The sequence below is a fragment of the Streptomyces sp. NBC_01012 genome (genome assembly GCF_045162755.1).
Classification (GTDB): domain Bacteria; phylum Actinomycetota; class Actinomycetes; order Streptomycetales; family Streptomycetaceae; genus Streptomyces.
Genome location: NZ_CP108688.1, coordinates 325,878 through 343,008, shown reverse-complemented (window position 1 = coordinate 343,008; position 17,131 = coordinate 325,878). Strand labels below are relative to the sequence as shown.

Here is a 17,131-nt window from a genome sequence, read left to right as displayed (position 1 = left end):
GGAGGGCGGGTGACCCGATGCCGTGGTTCCTCTGGCTGCTCGCCGCCGCGGCGCTGGGTGCCGCGGAGTTCTTCACCCTGACCCTGGTACTCGGGCTGCTCGCCGGCGCCGCGCTGGTCGCCGCCGTGGTCGCCGGTGTCGGCGTCGGGCTCCTGGGCCAGCTCGTGGCCCTGGCGGGCGCCGCGGCGCTGGGGCTCCTCCTCGTCCGCCCCGTCGCACTGCGCCATATGGCCCAGCAACCGCTCACACGTGAGGGCAGCGACGCGCTGATCGGCAAGCAGGCGGAGGTCGTGCGGGAGGTCACCGGCACCCACGGCCTGATCAAACTCGCCGGTGAGGAGTGGTCCGCCCGCGCCTTCGACGAGGACCTCGTGATCCCGGTGGGCGCCCGGGTCGACGTCATGGAGATCGACGGTGCCACCGCTGTCGTCTACCCCAGAGAGCTCCTCCCGTGACCGGCTGAACGCAGTGACCCGCTGAACGCAGAGCGACGGAGGCATTGTGGATCCCGTTGTCATCCCCATTCTCGTGGCGGCCATCGTCGTCATCTTTCTCGTGGCGTCGACCGTGCGGATCGTCCCGCAGGCGCGCCGCTACAACGTCGAACGGTTCGGCCGGTACCGCAGGACATTGCAGCCGGGCCTGAACCTGGTCCTGCCGGTGGCGGACCGCATCAATTCCAAACTCGACGTGCGCGAGCAGGTCTACTCGTCCGAGCCCAAGCCGGTGATCACCGAGGACAACCTCGTGGTGAACATCGACACCGTGCTCTACTACCAGATCACCGACCCGCGGTCGGCGGCCTACGAGGTCGCCGACTATCTGCACGCGATCGATCAGCTCACCGTCACCACGCTGAGGAATGTCATCGGCTCCTTGGACCTGGAGGGCACGCTCACCTCGCGTGAGGAGATCAACGCCCGGCTCCGGGCCGTCCTCGACGACGCCACCGGCAAGTGGGGCATCCGGGTCAACCGCGTCGAGATCAAGGCCATCGACCCGCCGAACACCATCAAGGAGGCGATGGAGAAGCAGATGCGTGCCGAGCGCGACAAGCGCGCGGCCATCCTGCACGCGGAGGGGGAGCGGCAGGCCAAGATCCTCACTGCGGAAGGCACGAGGCAGAAGGACATCCTGGAGGCCCAGGGCACCCAGCAGGCCACGATCCTACGGGCGGACGGCGAGGCGAAGGCCGTGGAGCTCGTCTTCCAGTCCGTCCACCGCAACAACGCGGACGCCAAGGTCCTCGCCTACAAGTATCTCGAGACGCTTCCTCACCTGGCGAGCAGCGACAACAACACCTTCTGGGTGATCCCGGGCGAACTGACCGAGGCGATCAGGACGGTCACCAGCGCGTTCACCGACGAGTCGAAGGGTGGTACGTCGCCGGCCGCCCAGGCCGACGAAGCGCTCACCGAGGCCGACGAGGCCGAGGAGGTGTCGGGCCCCGGCGGGACGCCGGGACTCAACGCCCCGTCGGCTCTCTCGCTCGACGCGGCCAAGGCCACCGACGAGGCCAAGAAACAGGCTGCCGCCGCGGTGAACGACGCGAAGGCGGAGGCGCAGGCCGCACAGTCGTCCCAGCTGCCGGGCCGGGGCCGGACATCCGGCGACTGAGCCCGCACCCCGCGCCGGCCGGTCCTGGCGCGCCCCCGCCGGCCGGCTACCCGAGCGCCTTCGCCAGGTAGCCGGCCGTGCGGCTCCCCGCCGCGCGGGCGACCTCCTGGGGTGTGCCGGTGGCGACGATCCGGCCGCCACGGTCACCGCCCCCGGGGCCCAGGTCGATCACCCGGTCGGCGCCGGCCACCACGGCCATGTCGTGCTCGACGACCACCACCGTGTTCCCCGCGTCCACCAGCCCGTGCAACTGCCGCGTCAGCACCTCCACATCGGCCGGATGCAGCCCCGTCGTCGGCTCGTCCAGCAGATAGAGCGTGTGACCGCGCCGGGCACGCTGGAGCTCCGTGGCGAGCTTGATCCGCTGCGCCTCGCCGCCCGAGAGTTCCGTCGCGGGCTGGCCCAGACGCAGATAGCCGAGCCCCACGTCCAGCAGCGCCCGCAGACTGCGCTCGGCCGCCGGAGTCCCGGCGAGGAAGTCGGCCGCCGCCTCCACGGTCAGGTCCAGCACCTCGGCGATCGTCAGCCCGCGCAGGGTGACGTCCAGCGTCCGCGGGTTGTAGCGCGCGCCGTGACAGTCGGGGCAGGGTGCGTACGTACTGGGCAGGAAGAGCAGTTCGACCGAGACGAACCCCTCGCCCTGGCAGGTCTCGCACCGACCGCCCGCCACATTGAACGAGAACCGGCCCGCCCGGTACCCCCGGCCCCGCGCCGTCTCCGTCTCGGCGAACAGCTTCCGCACGACGTCGAACAGCCCGGTGTAGGTGGCCAGGTTGGACCGGGGTGTACGGCCGATGGGCCGCTGGTCGACCTGCACGAGCCGGTCCACCGCGTCCAGGCCCTCCGCGGACGCGCACCCCCGCACCACCGGCGCGGCAGGATCCTCCCCGGCCTCCGCCGTCCGCCGGTCGGCGAGCACCCCCGCCAGCACCTGGCCGACCAGCGTCGACTTGCCGGAACCCGACACACCCGTGACCGCCGTCAGCACACCGAGGGGGAACGCGGCATCGATGCCGTGCACATTGTGCAGGTCGACCCCGCGCAGCGTGATCCAACCCGACGGGGTGCGCGGCTCCCGCGCCGGCGCCGGGTCCTCGTCGAAGAGAAAGCGCCGCGTGGCGGATCCGGCGACCCCGGCGAGCTCCGCCGGAGGACCGCTGTGCAGGACCCGGCCCCCGTGTTCACCGGCCAGTGGGCCCACATCCACCAGCCAGTCGGCCTGCCGCACCACATCCATCTGGTGCTCCACCACGAACACCGAGTTGCCGGCCTCTCTGAGCCTGCCCAGCACCCCGAGCAGTGCCTCGGTGTCGGCCGGGTGCAGGCCTGCCGACGGCTCGTCCAGTACGTAGACGACGCCGAACAGACCCGAGCGCAGCTGGGTGGCGAGCCGCAGCCTCTGCAGTTCGCCCGAGGACAGCGTCGGGGCCGTACGGTCGAGGCTGAGATAGCCGAGCCCCAGCTCGGTGACAGGTCCGATCCTGGCCAGCAGGTCAGCTGTCAGCACCCGTGCCGTGTCACTCGCGCCGCCCGCCTCCAGCAGCACCTCGGTCAGGGCGGTGAGCGGCAGCGCGACGAAGTCGGCGATCGTACGGCCGGCGAACGTGACCGCCATGGCCTCCGGCCGCAGCCGGCCACCCCCGCACACCGGACACGGCGCGCTCGTCAGGAAACGCTCCGCCTTCGCCCGCAGCGCCCGGCTCCTGGAATCCGCGAACGTGTGCATCACATAGCGGCGCGCGCTCATGTACGTACCCTGGTACGGGCGTTGGATGCGGCCCGCGTCGCGTACCGGATGGACCGTCACCACCGGCTGCTCGTCGGTGAACAGGATCCACTCGCGGTCCGCGGGCGCCAGCTCCCGCCAGGGCCGCTCGATGTCGTATCCGAGCGCGTCCAGCACATCGCGCAGATTCTTGCCCTGCCAGGCTCCGGGCCAGGCGGCGATCGCACCCTCCCGGACGGACAACGACGGGTCGGGGACGAGCAGTTCCTCGGTGGTGCGGTGGATCAGCCCCAGGCCGTGGCACTCGGGGCACGCGCCGGCAGCCGTGTTCGGTGAGAAGGAGTCCGAGTCGAGGCGTTCGGCGCCCGGCGAATAGTCACCGGCACGCGAGAAGAGCATGCGCAGGGAGTTGGACAGGGTGGTGACCGTACCCACCGAGGAGCGTGACCCGGGCGCCGAGCGCCGCTGTTCCAGGGACACGGCGGGAGGCAGGCCGGTGATCTCCCCGACGTCGGGCGCGCCGACCTGGTGGATCAGCCGCCGGGCGTACGGCGCGACGGACTCGAAGTACCGGCGCTGGGCCTCCGCGTAGACCGTCCCGAACGCCAGGGAGGACTTCCCCGAGCCGGAGACCCCGGTGAAGACCACGAGGCTGTCGCGTGGAATGTCGACGTCCACGTCGCGCAGATTGTGCTCACGCGCACCGCGTACCCGGACGTACGGATCATGGGGGGTGGACATCGGCGTGCGGCTCCGTGGGGATCGGTGGAGGGGACATGCTTCTGCCGGCGATCCTCCCGCACGCGGAAGCACCACCGGCAGCGCGGGGGCGGACCTACACCATCGGGTCCATGCCGCGGTCCGTCATGGAGCTCTCCTGCTCGCCCTGCTCCCGGAGACGGCGGGCCTTGTCCTGGAGGCGCCGGCGCTGCTCCGGATCGGTGGCGCGCTCCGCGGCCTCGTTGAGTTCCTGGGCCTTGGCACGCAGCTGCTGGGCACGGCCGCCTGACTCACCTGCAACGCTCATGATCACTCCTGGATCTGTGGGGGAGCGGACCCCTTCAGCGAAACAGCGGCGGGGCCCGTCTGCATCTCGAGCGCCGTGCCCCGTTCGGACCTCCCGTCCGGCAGGCGTGAGGGCGAAGGTGTGGGGTGGTGGGTGCGGCGGGTCACCACCGTCGTCCGCCGGTGAGTCCGCCGGTGAGGCCGCCGACGAGTCCGTCGGCGGCTCCGACCATGAGGGAGAAGTGCCATGCCCGCAGGATCAAGCCCCAAGCGCGAGCGCCAGTACGAGCACGTCAAGGAGGGTGCCGAGAAGCGCGGCACGTCCACGAAGCGGGCCGAGGAGATCGCGGCGCGCACCGTCAACAAGGAGCGGGCCCGCTCGGGGGAGTCCCGCAGCGCCAGCCGCACATCGGTCAAGGACCCCAAGTCGGCCTCCGAGCGCGGTGGGATGCGCTCGCACAGCGGAGCGCAGGGGCCGACCAGGGACCAGATGTACGAGGAGGCCAGGAAGCGCAACATCGAGGGCCGTTCCTCGATGAACAAGGAGCAGCTGCGCAAGGCCCTGGGGCGCTGAACGCCCTCCAGCGACCTCCGCGTTCCCCTACGGGCTCACCCGCGCTCGTAAGCTGGGTGTCGTGAGTGACGACACCCGGCCGCTGGCCGTATTCGACCTTGACGGCACGCTCGCCGACAGCGGCCATCGGCAGCACTTCCTCGAGGGTTCGCGGCGCGACTGGAACGGGTTCTTCTCGGCCGCACCCCATGATCCTCCGCTGGAGGAGGGCGTGAGCCTGGCCCTGGCGAGCGCCGAGGAGTGCGAGGTCGTCTATCTGACCGGCAGGCCGGAGCGGTGCCGCAGGGACACCCTGGCCTGGCTGGAGCGGCAGGGGCTGCCGAGGGGCAGTGTGCACATGCGGCGCGATGCCGACCGGCGGCCGGCCCGCCGCACCAAGCTGGAGATTCTTGAACAGCTGGCCCGGAAGCGAGAGGTGCGCGTGCTCGTCGACGACGACGAGCTGGTGTGCGATGCGGCCGAGAAGGCCGGGTTCACGGTCGTCCGCGCCCGGTGGGCCGTGGCTTCTCCCTCACTGAAGGACGCGCAGGAGCGCGAGGGACGTACCTGACAGGACCGTCCGGACGGGTCAGGCGTCCTCGTCGAGCCGGAAGCCGACCTTGAGTCCCACCTGGTAGTGGGCGATGCGCCCGTCCTCGATATGGCCCCGGACCTGCGTCATCTCGAACCAGTCGAGATTGTGCAACGTTTCGGAAGCTCGTGCGACGCCGTTCCGGATCGCCGCGTCCAGACCCTCCTCGGAGGTTCCTACGATCTCGGTGACCCGGTAGGTGTGATTAGACATCTAATGTCTCCTTTCGTGGTTCCACGGTGCCTCACTCCGTGGTGGCGCGCGAGGTGTCCGCTCCCGCGATTCGAGGCCCGGCGGGGCTTGACCTGCTCATTGGTCCATACCAAACTCCGCTCCATACGCCCGTGCGAGCGCCGCCCGCAGTCCCCCACCCGGGTCCTGTCATGTCGTTGTGCCGTTCCGCAGAAGGTGACACCCGTGAAGATCCGCAAACTGGCCGGAGCCGTCGCGCTCGTTTCCGTCGTCACGCTGAGCGGCTGCGGCTACCTGCCCGGCACGGGCGCGGGCAGCAGCACGGTGACGGTGTGGCTGATGAAGGGCAGCGCCTCCGAGAGCTTCCTCGACCGCTTCAAGGAGTCGTACGAGTCCGAGCACCCATCGATCGAACTGGAGTTCACCCTCCAGGAGTGGGGAGGCATCGGCCCGAAGGTGCTCAAGGCGCTCGGGTCCGATGACGCACCCGACGTCATCGAGGTCGGCAACACCCAGGTCGCCCAGTACGCGCAGAGTGGCAAGCTGCGCGATCTCACCCTGGAGTCGATACGCGACCTGGGCGGCGACGACTGGCTGCCGGGACTCGCCGACCCGGGCAAGGTCAACGGCGGACAGTACGGAATCCCCTGGTACGCGGCCAACCGCGTCGTGATCTACAACAAGGACCTCTTCGAGGAGGCCGGGATCACCGAACCCCCCAGGACCCGCGCGGAGTGGGTGGACATCAGCGAGCGGCTGAACACCGCGGGCCGGCAGGGCATCTATCTCGCCGGGCAGAACTGGTACGTGCTCGCCGGGTTCATCTGGGACGAGGGCGGTGAGCTCGCCGACGAGGGCGGCGGCGACTGGGAGGGCGCGCTCGACTCGCCGGCCGCCCTGCGCGGCATGGACTTCTACACGACGCTCCAGGCACTCGGCGCCGGCCCCAAGGACGCCGACGAGCAGACGCCCCCGGAGACCGATGTGTTCGCGGAGGGGAACGTCGCCCAGATCATCGCCGTGCCCGGCAGCGCCGCGCTCATCGCACAGCAGAACCCCGAACTCAAAGGGAAACTGGGCTACTTCCCCATCCCCGGCAAGAGCACCAGGAAGCCCGGCGCCGTCTTCACCGGAGGGTCCGACCTGATCGTGCCCGAGGGCGCCGACCGGCGGAGCGAGGGCATCGACGTGGTGAAGGCACTCGCGGGGGAGAAGTGGCAGACCGAACTCGCCCGCGCCATGAGCTACGTACCGAACAAGCCCGCCCTCGCGAAGGCCGTCGAAGGCCAGGAAGGGACCGCGGCGATGGCGCGGGGCGCCACCGAGGGCCGCGCCACCCCCAACTCGCCCTACTGGCCGGCCGTCGAGGAGGACAACCCGATCAAGCCGTACATGACGGCGGTGCTGGAGGGCGGAGATCCGGCGGAGGAAGCCAGGAAGGCGTCCGACAGCATCACCTCCAAGCTGATCACCGGCTGAACGGAACGGTGACCGTAACCGCTGAACGGAACGGCTGACCGGCGCCTGCGATCCGCGGCGACCCGGGGATTCAGCCGTCGCACATCCCCTCGCTCCACGGCGGTCATGTCGAATCCAGCCGGTCACGGAAGAAGTAGGGGGCCGGGCCGTCGCACCCCCGCGGCGGCAGCCGGCCCCCGCTGATCCGTCCCCCGGAGACCGCCATGACCGTGCTGCCGCTCACCTCCTCAGCCCCCGCACCCCTCACTCCCGCCGATGTGCCCGCTCAGCGTCCGGCCACCGCCGACGCCCCCTCGGGCTACCGGGTCTCCCTGGCCACCTGCGAGGACGACGTACGCGCCGCCCAGCGCCTGCGGCACCTCGTGTTCGCAGGTGAGCTGGGCGCCCGGCTCGACAGCACCGAACCCGGTCTGGACATCGACGCCTTCGACGCGTACTGCGACCACCTGCTGGTGCGCGAGGTGGCCACCGGAGAGGTCGTCGCCACCTACCGGCTGCTGCCGCCCGAAGGAGCCAAGCCGGCGGGCGGCCTCTACGCGGAGGGCGAGTTCGACCTCGGCCGGCTCGCCCCGATCCGCGACGACCTCGTCGAGGTGGGCAGGTCCTGCGTCCACCCCGCCCACCGGGACGGCGCCGTCATCGCCCTGATCTGGGCGGGCCTGGCCCGCTACATGGAGCGCACCGGGCACAGCTGGCTGGCCGGCTGCTGCTCCATACCGCTGGCCGACGGAGGGGCGCTGGCCGCGAGGAGCTGGGACACCGTACGGGCCCACAACCTCGCCCCCGAGGAGTACTGGGTCACCCCGCACCGCCTCTGGGACACCACGGGACACCCCGGCGGCGGGGCGGGCGGCCGCGCCGGACTTCCGCCGCTGCTGCGCGGCTATCTCCGCCTCGGCGCCTGGGTCTGCGGAGCGCCCGCCCACGACCCGGACTTCGACGTCGCCGACCTCTACGTCCTGCTCCCGATGCACCGCACGGACCCGCGCTATCTGCGCCACTTCCTGTCCCTGGCCCCGCTGCGATGAGCGCCTGGCTGCCCGTCGCCCCCTGCACCCCGCGCGACTGCGCACACCACGAGGGCGCCCGGCGCCCGACACCGCACGCCGTCGCCCTGCTCGTCGCCGGGTGCTCCCTCACCCTCCTCGGGGTGCTGAGCGTGCCGGCGGTGCTGCTCCTGGGACCGGCCTGGCGCGACCTGCTGGTCCGCCGGTGGGCCCGTGCGGTGGTGCGCGCCTTCGGCGTACGCGTCCGGGTCACCGGGCTCCCCGTGGGCCGGGGCCGGCCACCGGCGGGCGAGCTCGTCGTCGCCAACCACGTCTCGTGGCTGGACATCCCGCTCGTGGCCGGGGTGTTCCCCGCCCGCATGGTCGCCAAGAGCGAGATAAGGACCTGGCCGCTGCTCGGGCCGCTCGCCGCCCTGGGCGGCACCCTGTTCATCGAGCGGGACCGGCTGCGGGCCCTGCCGGACGCGGTGCGGGCCCTCGCCGGGGCGCTGGCGTCCGGGTCACGGGTCGCGGTGTTCCCGCAGGGCAGCACCTGGTGCGGCCGGAGCGGCGGCGGCCGGTTCAGGGCCGCCGCCTTCCAGGCGGCGATCGACGCCGGCTCCGCCGTTCGCCCGGTCCGCATCCGTTACCGCACGGCGACGGCGAACGCGGCGGGTGCCGCCGCGTTCGTCGGGGACGATCCGCTGGCCGCATCGCTGTGGCGCGTGGTGACCGCCGCGGGGCTCACCGCCGAGATCCATGTCCTGCCTCAGCTCCCCGCCGTCCCTGCCGTCCCCGCCGTCCGGGGCGGCGGCGGGACCGGACGGCGGGGCCTGGCACGGGCGGCTCAGTCGGCCGTCGCCAGCGACAGCGCGAACCTGCCCGCCTCATCCGTCCACCACTGATCCAGCCGCAGGCCGGCCGCCGCCAGCTCGTCCCGCACCCTGTCCTCACGGAACTTCGCCGAGACCTCCGTGCGCAGCTCCTCACCCTCGTCGAACCGCACCACCAGATCCAGCTCCCGGATCTTGACCGTCAGCGCCCTGCGGGCACGCAGCCGCATCTCGATCCACTCGTTGTCCGGATCCCAGAGCGCCACATGGGCGAAGTCGTCGGGCGGGAAGTCCGCCCCCAGCTCCCGGTTCACCACGGCCAGCACGTTCTTGTTGAACGCGGCCGTCACCCCCGCCGCGTCGTCGTACGCCGCGACGAGGGTCGCCTCGTCCTTGACCAGGTCCGTGCCCAGCAGCAGTCCGTCACCCGGCGCGAGCCGCGCGCGTACCGACCGCAGGAACTCCGCGCGCTCCGCCGGGAGCAGATTGCCCAGCGTCCCGCCGAGGAACACCACCAGCCGCGGCCCGGGGCTCTCGGGCAGCTCCAGGACATGCGTGAAGTCCGCGACGAGTGCGTGCACGGAGAGCTCGGGACGCTCGGCGAGCAGTGCGTCGGCCGCGCCGGCGAGCGCGCTCTCACTGACATCGACCGGTACGTACGTGTCCAGCTCAGGCAGCGCTTCCAGCAGATGCCTCGTCTTGTCCGACGAACCCGACCCCAGCTCGATCAGGGTCCGCGCCCCGGAGGCCGCCGCGATCTCCCCGGCGCGGGCGATCAGGATCTCCCGCTCGGCACGCGTCGGGTAGTACTCGTCCAGCCGGGTGATCTCCTCGAACAGATCACTGCCGCGCGCGTCGTAGAACCACTTGGGCGGCAGCGTCTTCGGGTGCCGCGTCAGACCGCCGAGCACATCGGCGCGCAGTGCCGCGTCCGTCGCGTCGGCGGGCAGGGTGCGGGTCAGCAGGAAGGGACTCACGCGGTGGGCTCCTTGAGCGGGGTCAGCAGGACGTCGTCGCGCGTCGCGGTCAGCAGAGTGCGGTCGGCGACCTCGCGCCAGTGCGGATCGTCGTCGTACGGCTCCGAGGCCACCACGGTGCGGCGGCCCGCCTCGTGGAGATACCAGAGGGAGTCGCCCCAGGTGGTCGCCACGATCCTGGAGCCGTCGGTGAGCAGCAGATTGAGTCGTGAACCGGGGGCGACCGCGCCGATGTCGCGCACCGTGTCGGCGACCGCCCGCGCCGTCTCGTCACCCTGAGCCACCCGGTGGAGCACCAGCGCCCAGATCAGCGCCGAGTCGCTCCGCGCCGCCAGGGCCAGCAGCCTCTCGGGCGGCAGCTCCCCGGCCAGCGGCGCCAGCGAGCCGGGCCAGCCCCGCACCGCGCCGTTGTGGCTGAACAGCAGCCGTCCGTCCGCGAAGGGAGCCGCGGCGGCCTCCCCGTCCGCCCCGGCGAACGTCGCGTCACGGACCGCGGCGAGCAGCGCCGTGCTGCGCACCACCCGGGCCAGATCGGCGAAGGTCTCGTCGCCCCAGACCGGTCCCGCACGGCGGTAGCGGCCGGGCACCGGGTCCCCGTCCGCGTACCAGCCGACACCGAACCCGTCGGCGTTGACCGTGCCCGACCGCTGACGCCGGGGCTCCCAGGACTGGCGCACCAGCCCGTGGGAGGGCGAGGACAGCACCTCGCCCAGTGCCACCGGAGGCCCCACATAAGCGATATGACGGCACATCAGGCGTCCCTCGCCGTACGGAGACCGGAGAAGATCTGCCGCCGGACGGGAAGGTCCCAGTTGCGGAAGGTGCCCCGGCAGGCCACCGCGTCGACGGCGAACGAACCACCGCGGAGCACCTTGTGCCCAGGACCGAAGAACACCTCCGAGTACTCGCGGTACGGGAACGCGGCGAAGCCCGGGTACGGCAGGAAGTCGCTCGACGTCCACTCCCACACGTCCCCGATCAGCTGGCCGGCGCCCGCAGGCGAGCGGCCGCCCGGGTACGCTCCGGCCGCCGCGGGCCGCAGATGGCGCTGGCCCAGATTGGCCCGCTCGGGTGTCGGGTCCTCGTCGCCCCACGGATAGCGCAGCGAACGCCCCGACGCGGGGTCGTGCCGGGCGGCCTTCTCCCACTCCGGCTCGGTCGGCAGACGCCGGCCCGCCCAGCGGGCGTACGCGTCCGCCTCGTACCAGCTGACGTGGAGCACCGGCTCGTCCGCCCGCACGGGCTCGGTCACCCCGAAGCGCCGCCGCAGCCACTGACCGGCGTCACGGTGCCAGAACAGGGGTGCGGTCAGCTCGTGTTCACGCACCATGGCCCAGCCCTCGGGCGCCCACCAGCGCTCCTCGGTGTAGCCGCCGTCCTCGATGAAGCGCTGGTAGGCACCGCAGGTGACCGGGGCGGTGTCGATGTGGAACGCGGCCACCTCGCGCCGGTGCGCGGGACGTTCGTTGTCCAGGGCCCAGGGCTCGGTGGAGGTCCCCATGGTGAACGGACCTCCAGGAACCAGCACTTCGGAGGGAAGCGGGACGGGAGAGACGGGCTCCGGGGGCTCGGGGGCGTTGAGCACCGCAGGCCCCGAACGCAGCTGATGGGTGATCAGCATCGTTTCGTCGTGCTGCTGTTCGTGCTGGGCGACCATGCCGAAGGCGAACCCGGCCCGCTCCAGCGGGCGGCCCCCGCCGTGCAGCGGCGCGCCACCGAGGATGTCCAGTGCCCTGCCGCGCACATCGGCGGCGTACGTCCGTGCCTCGGCGGGTGCCAGCAGGGGCAGTGAGGGCCGGCTGGCCCGGGAGTGCTCGAAGGCGTCGTACAGCCCGTCGATCTCGGGGCGCATCGCGTCGCGGCCTCCCACGGCCCGCAGCAACCACAGCTCCTCCTGGTTCCCGATGTGCGCCAGGTCCCACACCAGGGGTGACATCAGGGGGGAGTGCTGCGCCGTGAGATCGTGGTCGTCGACGCTGTCGGTGAGCAGTGCGGTGCGCTCGCGGGCGGTGAGAAGCGCGGCCAGGGCCCGCTCGCGGAGCGTCTCCGCGTCGAGTTCCCCGCCGGGGTGCGGAGCAGAGGTGTCTGTCATCGGACCAAGCCCTTTCCGTACGGGACCTGCGCCGGGTCGGGGAAATCGTCGGCCGGACATCGGCCCCGGGCCACATAGCGGTCATGGAAGGCGGCAACCGTCGCGATGACGTGGTCACTCGCCCCGATCCTCGGCAGCGCCTCCAGCGCGGCCGTGAAGCAGGCGAGCGCCGCGGCCGCCAGCTCCGGATCGCTGAGGCCGTCACGGGCGGCGGCCGTCCAGAGCGGGTTGCGGGGCGCGGCAGGCAGCCCCGCGGTCTCGGCGAGAGGCTTCACGGTGCGGTACACGGTCTCCGCCGCCTCCGGGTCGTCGAACAGAGCGGTGGTGACGGCCAGCGGGACGAGCCAGCCGTCGGTGCCGGACTGGGCGTCGATCATGCGCAGTTCAAGGTGGCCGCGCGGGCGCATCGGCGGGAACAGCGTGGTGAGGTGATAGTCGAGATCGGCCCGCACCGGCGGCCTCGGACCACCGCCCCTGATCCAGTCCCGGAACGTCAGACCCTCGGGTACGGCCCAGGGCCCGTCGTCGTTCCGGACGCACATCACCGGCGTGGCGAGCACATGTGTGGTCCAGGCGTCCCGGGGCGCGAGACGGCCCTGCGGCGCGAGCGTCCTGTGCGGATCGAGTCCGGCCCACAGCGCCTGGCGCGTGGACCGCCAGCCGGTGCGCCGGCCCTCCCGGTACGGCGAATTGGCGAACGCGGCGACCAGGACCGCGCCCAGCAGATGACCGAGCTGCCAGCGCCGCCCGTAACCCAGCGGGCCGGGCTCCTCCTCACCGGCGTCCAGGCAGACCTGGACGGACGCGGAGGTGCACATCATGGCGCGGCCCTCGGTGCCCGAGCGGTCCAGCGCCGCCTCCATGGCGTCGTAGCGCGGTTCCCTGAGCAGCCGGCGCGGTGGATGCCACGGGTCCACGCCCAGGCCGGCCAGGGTCAGCCCGGCCTGGTCGAGCGTGTCGCGTACGGACGCCAGATCGGTGGCCGCGGCGTCGACGCACGCCATCAGGGACTCCGCCGGCCGGGAGCTGAGCTCCAGCTGGCCCCCGGGCTCGAAGGTCAGGGCGGCGTCCAGCGGGGTGGCGCGGACGGCGTCGGCCGCGGCGCGGAGCCGGTCGGGGGAGACGGCGTCCTCGGGATGTTCACGGTCGTGGATGAGCCATTCGAGCTCCACACCGACCGTCCGGGGCGGCCCGGTCTTGAAACATATGCCGCGGAGCAGATCCTCCGCCTCTTCCTCACCGAGCGGCGCCGCCTCGACGGGCGGGCCGTGCTGACCGAGAGTTTCCGGGGGCATGCTGGGCCTCCTCTTCGGGTGCTTCCTTCCCACCCAAACCCTTACCGGGATTTCGCACAAGGGTGCCCCTGCGCGCCCGGAACCGGTCGCGCCCATGCCGTCACGGCGTCCAGCATGCCCCGTATGCACCACACGGGCGCACCCGCACGAGCGCCCGGCCGGGCGCCGTCACGCCGGGGCACGGCCCTCCCCGGCCGGCGGTCAGTTCCAGCCGTAGCGCTCCCGCAGCCGCCCCACGACCAGGTCGAACCTGCCCCGGTCCAGCGCACAGGCCTCGCGCCGCATCCCGTCCTCGTGCAGCCGAAGGACCCGGTCCAGGTCCACCCAGGACGGCCGCCCCGAGCTGTCCCACGGCCCCGCGCCCAGGGAGACCCACTCGTGGTCTCCGTCATGCTGCTTGCTGGACAGCTGCACCGCCAGGAGCGTGCCACGCTCCTCCCTGGCCACGACGAGAACCGGCCGGTCCTTGCCCCGGCCGTCGTTCTCCTCGAACGGCACCCAGGTCCAGACGATTTCGCCGGGGTCGGGATCGCCGTCGCGGTCGGGGGCGTACGAGGTGCGGACGGGCCCCACCTCGAGCGGTTCGGCCTCCGTGGTGGCGGCCGGACCGCTGCGGCCGGGGAAGTCGGTCGTGCTGTCGCTGCTGTGATTGGTGTGCTGGAACGTCATCGCAATACCGTAGAACCTGTACGGCCGGATCCGTGGAGCGGGTCGCCGGAACGTGCCGCGCGGTGGCCGGCGTACGGGATCGACACACCGTCAGACCGGCACCCGCTGCAACGCGTGGAGGATTTCCTCGACCTTCGTCCTGGCGTTACCGAAGAGCATCTGCGTGTTCTCCCGGAAGAAGAGCGGGTTCTGCACGCCCGCGTAACCGACGGCCATCGACCGCTTGAAGACGATGGCCTTCCGCGCCTCCCACACGCGCAGGACCGGCATGCCGGCGATGGGGCTGCCCGGGTCCTCCAGGGCGGCCGGGTTCACGGTGTCGTTGGCGCCGATGACCAGGACGACGTCGGTGTCGGCCAGGTCGTCGTTGATCTCGTCCATCTCGAGCACGATGTCGTAGGGCACCTTCGCCTCGGCCAGGAGCACGTTCATGTGGCCCGGCAGACGGCCGGCGACCGGGTGGATGCCGAAGCGGACGTCGACGCCCCGCTCGCGCAGGGTGCGGGTGAGGTCGGCCACCGGGTACTGCGCCTGCGCGACGGCCATGCCGTAGCCCGGTGTGATCACGACGCGTGAGGCAGCGGTCAGCAGCTCCGCGGTCTCCTCCGCGGTGATCTCACGGTGCTCGCCCTGCTCGACGTCGCCCGAAGGGCCGGCCTCGATGCCGAAGCCACCGGCGATGACCGAGAGGAAGGAGCGGTTCATCGCCCGGCACATGATGTACGAGAGATACGCACCGCTGGAGCCGACGAGCGCACCGGTGACGATCAGCAGGTCGTTGTCGAGCAGGAAGCCCGAGGCCGCGGCCGCCCAGCCCGAGTAGCTGTTGAGCATCGAGACCACGACCGGCATGTCGCCGCCGCCGATGGAGGCGACCAGGTGCCAGCCGAAGAGCAGCGCGACGGCGGTGGCCGCGATGATCGGCCACGCGTCCGGGGAGATCACGAAGCGCACGGTCAGCGCGGCGAAGGCGACGAGCGCGCCCAGGTTGAGGACGTTCTTGCCCGGCAGGACGAGCGGCGCCGACTTGATCTTCGCGCTCAGCTTGAGGTAGGCGACGACCGAGCCGGTGAAGGTGACCGCGCCGATGAAGATGCCGATGAGGACCTCGGCGTGATGGATGCGCAGCAGGGACCCGGTGAAGGTCGCCAGGCCCTCGCGTTCGACCTCGACGTACGACGCCCAGCCGACCAGCACGGCCGCCAGACCGACGAAGGAGTGGAGAAGCGCGATCAGTTCGGGCATACCGGTCATCTGCACGACCCGGGCCCGCCACAGACCGATGGCCGCGCCGATGACGACGGCGGCCACCAGGATCACCACGACCCGGCCGCGTGCGGTCGAGTCGTGCAGGCACAGACCGATGGTGGCGGCCAGGGCGACGGCCATGCCGATCACCCCGTAGGTCAGGCCCCCTCTGGCGGACTCGTTCTTGGAGAGCCCCGCGAGGCTGAGGACGAACAGGAGGGCCGCGACCAGGTAGGCCGCGGTCGCGATCGAGCCGGCGGACATGTCAGGCACCCTTCGAGAACATGGCGAGCATGCGCCGGGTGACGGCGAAGCCGCCGAAGATGTTGATGGAGGCGAGCAGGATGGCGATGCCGGCCATGATCTGGATCGGCGTGTGGTCCATGCCGACCTGGAGGAGCGCTCCGACGACGATGACGCCGGAGATCGCGTTGGTGACCGACATCAGCGGGGTGTGCAGCGCGTGAGCCACCTTGCCGATGACGTAGTAGCCGATGACGACCGCGAGTGACAGCACGGTGAAGTGCTGGGGTAAGGGCGCCGGGGCGAAGGTGTTGACGAGGAAGAAGGCGGCCAGGCCGGCGAGGACGAGACCGAGCTTCGCGCCCCGGGAGAGGTGCTTCGTCTCCTGCGCGGCCGGCTGAACGGCTGCCACGGTCGTGGGGGCCGCCACCGGCGCCGCCGACACCTGGACGGGCGGCGGCGGCCACAGCTTCTCACCCTCGCGTACGACGGTGATCCCGCGCTGCACCTCGTCATCGAGGTCGAGCACGAGCCGGCCGTCCTTGCCCGGGGTCAGCAGCTTCATCAGGTTGACGAGGTTGGTGCCGTACAACTGGCTCGCCTGGGTGGGGAGACGGCCGGCGAGATCGGTGTAACCCAGGATCGTGACGCCGCCGGCGGTGACGACCTTCTCGCCCGCGACGCTCCCCTCGACGTTGCCGCCCATGCCCGCTGCCATGTCGACGATGACGCTGCCCGGCTTCATCGACGCCACGTCGGCCGCGGTGATCAGCCGAGGCGCGGGACGGCCCTGGACCAGCGCGGTGGTGATGATGATGTCGACGTCCGCGGCCTGCTCGGTGTAGAGCCGGGCGGCAGCCTCGTTGTAGCGCTCGGACGTCGCCTTCGCGTAGCCGTCCGTCGACTGCTGGGCCTCCTCCGCGACGACGACGGGGAGATACTCGCCGCCCAGCGATGCCACCTGGTCGGCGACCTCGGGGCGTGGGTCGGTGGCCCGTACGATCGCACCCAGCGACGACGCGGCGCCGATCGCGGCCAGACCCGCGACCCCGGCACCGGCGACGAGCACCTTCGCGGGCGGAACCTTGCCCGCGGCCGTCACCTGTCCGGTGAAGAAGCGGCGGAACTGGTGGGCCGCCTCGACGACCGCGCGATAGCCGGCGATGTTGGCCATCGAGGAGAGCACGTCGAGCGACTGCGCGCGGCTGATGCGCGGTACCGCGTCCATCGCGAGCACCGTGACCTTGCGGGAGGCGAGTGCGTCGATCAGTTCGGGGTTGGCGGCCGGCGCCAGCGTCGAGACGAGCGTGGCGCCGTCCTTGGGCCGGGTGATCTCGTCGAGCGAGGGGCCGTTGACGCGGAGGACGACTTCGGCCGCCCACGCCTCGTCGTCGGTGCCGATCCGGGCCCCCGCCTCGGCGTACGCGGTGTCGCCGAAGGCGGAGAGCTCACCTGCCCCGGCCGCGACCACCACCTCGTAGCCCAGGCCCTTCAGCTGTCCGACCGTCGCGGGGGTCGCGGCTGCCCGCGTCTCCCCGGCCGGTTCGCGGGGCACTCCGATGAGCATCGTCGACTCCTTCAGGTCCTTCACGCATGGAAGCTGTGCGGGGGAGAATTCTGTGCC

17 protein-coding genes are annotated in these 17,131 nt (G+C 71.7%); 7 read left to right on the top strand and 10 right to left on the bottom strand.

All coding sequences use genetic code 11. From position 1 onward, the window contains the following. The first annotated feature begins 17 nt into the window (after positions 1-17). Positions 18-455: an NfeD family protein gene (locus OG623_RS01445; protein WP_406143526.1), complete on the top strand. Its 438-nt coding sequence runs from the start codon at positions 18-20 to the stop codon at positions 453-455. Between the two features lie 46 nt (positions 456-501). Beyond that, complete coding sequence (locus OG623_RS01440; RefSeq protein WP_406143524.1) at positions 502-1,617, top strand: SPFH domain-containing protein; 1,116 nt, start codon at positions 502-504, stop codon at positions 1,615-1,617. Positions 1,618-1,663: 46 nt separating this feature from the next. On the opposite strand, the gene OG623_RS01435 is transcribed toward OG623_RS01440, so the two are convergent. Further along, the gene (locus OG623_RS01435; protein ID WP_406143523.1) at positions 1,664-4,084 is read right to left on the bottom strand and encodes an ABC transporter; all 2,421 of its coding nucleotides are present in this window, start codon (positions 4,082-4,084) and stop codon (positions 1,664-1,666) included. Positions 4,085-4,178: 94 nt separating this feature from the next. Then, on the bottom strand, positions 4,179-4,370 hold the full coding sequence (locus tag OG623_RS01430) for a DUF6381 family protein (RefSeq protein WP_362890968.1): 192 nt from the start codon (positions 4,368-4,370) through the stop codon (positions 4,179-4,181). Between the two features lie 225 nt (positions 4,371-4,595). Here OG623_RS01430 and OG623_RS01425 point away from each other — a divergent pair, with 225 nt between their 5' ends. After that, positions 4,596-4,922, top strand: a complete 327-nt coding sequence (locus tag OG623_RS01425; RefSeq protein WP_406143521.1) for a plasmid stabilization protein — start codon at positions 4,596-4,598, stop codon at positions 4,920-4,922. 61 nt (positions 4,923-4,983) lie between these two features. Beyond that, positions 4,984-5,472 carry a hypothetical protein gene (locus OG623_RS01420; RefSeq protein WP_406143519.1) on the top strand — a complete coding sequence of 163 codons (489 nt, stop codon included), beginning with the start codon at positions 4,984-4,986 and terminating at the stop codon, positions 5,470-5,472. An 18-nt stretch (positions 5,473-5,490) separates the two neighbouring features. Here OG623_RS01420 and OG623_RS01415 read toward each other — a convergent pair whose 3' ends face one another. Continuing rightward, positions 5,491-5,706: a dodecin gene (locus tag OG623_RS01415; RefSeq protein ID WP_406143517.1), complete on the bottom strand. Its 216-nt coding sequence runs from the start codon at positions 5,704-5,706 to the stop codon at positions 5,491-5,493. A gap of 204 nt (positions 5,707-5,910) precedes the next feature. Here OG623_RS01415 and OG623_RS01410 point away from each other — a divergent pair, with 204 nt between their 5' ends. The 3 genes from OG623_RS01410 (at position 5,911) to OG623_RS01400 (ending at position 9,055) form a co-directional block, all read left to right on the top strand. Continuing rightward, complete coding sequence (locus OG623_RS01410; protein ID WP_406143515.1) at positions 5,911-7,164, top strand: extracellular solute-binding protein; 1,254 nt, start codon at positions 5,911-5,913, stop codon at positions 7,162-7,164. Positions 7,165-7,367: 203 nt separating this feature from the next. After that, the gene (locus OG623_RS01405) at positions 7,368-8,192 is read left to right on the top strand and encodes a GNAT family N-acetyltransferase (RefSeq protein ID WP_406143513.1); all 825 of its coding nucleotides are present in this window, start codon (positions 7,368-7,370) and stop codon (positions 8,190-8,192) included. Further along, positions 8,189-9,055, top strand: coding sequence for a lysophospholipid acyltransferase family protein (locus OG623_RS01400; protein WP_406143511.1), 867 nt, complete (start codon positions 8,189-8,191; stop codon positions 9,053-9,055). The genes OG623_RS01405 and OG623_RS01400 overlap by 4 nt, the downstream gene beginning before the upstream one ends. On the opposite strand, the gene egtD is transcribed toward OG623_RS01400, so the two are convergent. The 7 genes from egtD to OG623_RS01365 all read right to left on the bottom strand — a co-directional run bounded on the left by egtD (position 8,998) and on the right by OG623_RS01365 (position 17,074). After that, positions 8,998-9,960, bottom strand: a complete 963-nt coding sequence (gene egtD, locus OG623_RS01395) for an L-histidine N(alpha)-methyltransferase (RefSeq protein WP_406143509.1) — start codon at positions 9,958-9,960, stop codon at positions 8,998-9,000. The genes OG623_RS01400 and egtD overlap by 58 nt on opposite strands. Beyond that, positions 9,957-10,712, bottom strand: a complete 756-nt coding sequence (gene egtC, locus OG623_RS01390) for an ergothioneine biosynthesis protein EgtC (RefSeq protein ID WP_406143507.1) — start codon at positions 10,710-10,712, stop codon at positions 9,957-9,959. The genes egtD and egtC overlap by 4 nt, the downstream gene beginning before the upstream one ends. After that, complete coding sequence (gene egtB / locus OG623_RS01385; RefSeq protein WP_406143505.1) at positions 10,712-12,052, bottom strand: ergothioneine biosynthesis protein EgtB; 1,341 nt, start codon at positions 12,050-12,052, stop codon at positions 10,712-10,714. The genes egtC and egtB overlap by 1 nt, the downstream gene beginning before the upstream one ends. Continuing rightward, complete coding sequence (egtA, locus tag OG623_RS01380) at positions 12,049-13,347, bottom strand: ergothioneine biosynthesis glutamate--cysteine ligase EgtA (protein ID WP_406143503.1); 1,299 nt, start codon at positions 13,345-13,347, stop codon at positions 12,049-12,051. The genes egtB and egtA overlap by 4 nt, the downstream gene beginning before the upstream one ends. 201 nt (positions 13,348-13,548) lie before the next feature. Beyond that, a complete protein-coding gene (locus OG623_RS01375) occupies positions 13,549-14,016 on the bottom strand; it encodes a type II toxin-antitoxin system PemK/MazF family toxin (protein WP_406143501.1) in 468 nt (155 codons plus the stop codon). 90 nt (positions 14,017-14,106) lie between these two features. Further along, positions 14,107-15,528 carry a Re/Si-specific NAD(P)(+) transhydrogenase subunit beta gene (pntB, locus tag OG623_RS01370; RefSeq protein ID WP_406143499.1) on the bottom strand — a complete coding sequence of 474 codons (1,422 nt, stop codon included), beginning with the start codon at positions 15,526-15,528 and terminating at the stop codon, positions 14,107-14,109. A 1-nt stretch (position 15,529) separates the two neighbouring features. After that, positions 15,530-17,074 carry a Re/Si-specific NAD(P)(+) transhydrogenase subunit alpha gene (locus tag OG623_RS01365; RefSeq protein ID WP_406151626.1) on the bottom strand — a complete coding sequence of 515 codons (1,545 nt, stop codon included), beginning with the start codon at positions 17,072-17,074 and terminating at the stop codon, positions 15,530-15,532. Between the last annotated feature and the right edge of the window lie 57 nt (positions 17,075-17,131).

Coding starts and splice junctions, on each gene's coding strand:
- OG623_RS01375 (WP_406143501.1), bottom strand. CDS start 14,016: ATGACGTTCCAGCACACCAATCACAGCAGCGACAGCACGACCGACTTC.
- OG623_RS01415 (WP_406143517.1), bottom strand. CDS start 5,706: ATGTCTAATCACACCTACCGGGTCACCGAGATCGTAGGAACCTCCGAG.
- OG623_RS01445 (WP_406143526.1), top strand. CDS start 18: ATGCCGTGGTTCCTCTGGCTGCTCGCCGCCGCGGCGCTGGGTGCCGCG.
- OG623_RS01365 (WP_406151626.1), bottom strand. CDS start 17,074: ATGCTCATCGGAGTGCCCCGCGAACCGGCCGGGGAGACGCGGGCAGCC.
- OG623_RS01435 (WP_406143523.1), bottom strand. CDS start 4,084: ATGTCCACCCCCCATGATCCGTACGTCCGGGTACGCGGTGCGCGTGAG.
- OG623_RS01405 (WP_406143513.1), top strand. CDS start 7,368: ATGACCGTGCTGCCGCTCACCTCCTCAGCCCCCGCACCCCTCACTCCC.
- OG623_RS01425 (WP_406143521.1), top strand. CDS start 4,596: ATGCCCGCAGGATCAAGCCCCAAGCGCGAGCGCCAGTACGAGCACGTC.
- pntB (WP_406143499.1), bottom strand. CDS start 15,528: ATGTCCGCCGGCTCGATCGCGACCGCGGCCTACCTGGTCGCGGCCCTC.
- OG623_RS01430 (WP_362890968.1), bottom strand. CDS start 4,370: ATGAGCGTTGCAGGTGAGTCAGGCGGCCGTGCCCAGCAGCTGCGTGCC.
- egtB (WP_406143505.1), bottom strand. CDS start 12,052: ATGACAGACACCTCTGCTCCGCACCCCGGCGGGGAACTCGACGCGGAG.
- egtC (WP_406143507.1), bottom strand. CDS start 10,712: ATGTGCCGTCATATCGCTTATGTGGGGCCTCCGGTGGCACTGGGCGAG.
- OG623_RS01400 (WP_406143511.1), top strand. CDS start 8,189: ATGAGCGCCTGGCTGCCCGTCGCCCCCTGCACCCCGCGCGACTGCGCA.
- egtA (WP_406143503.1), bottom strand. CDS start 13,347: ATGCCCCCGGAAACTCTCGGTCAGCACGGCCCGCCCGTCGAGGCGGCG.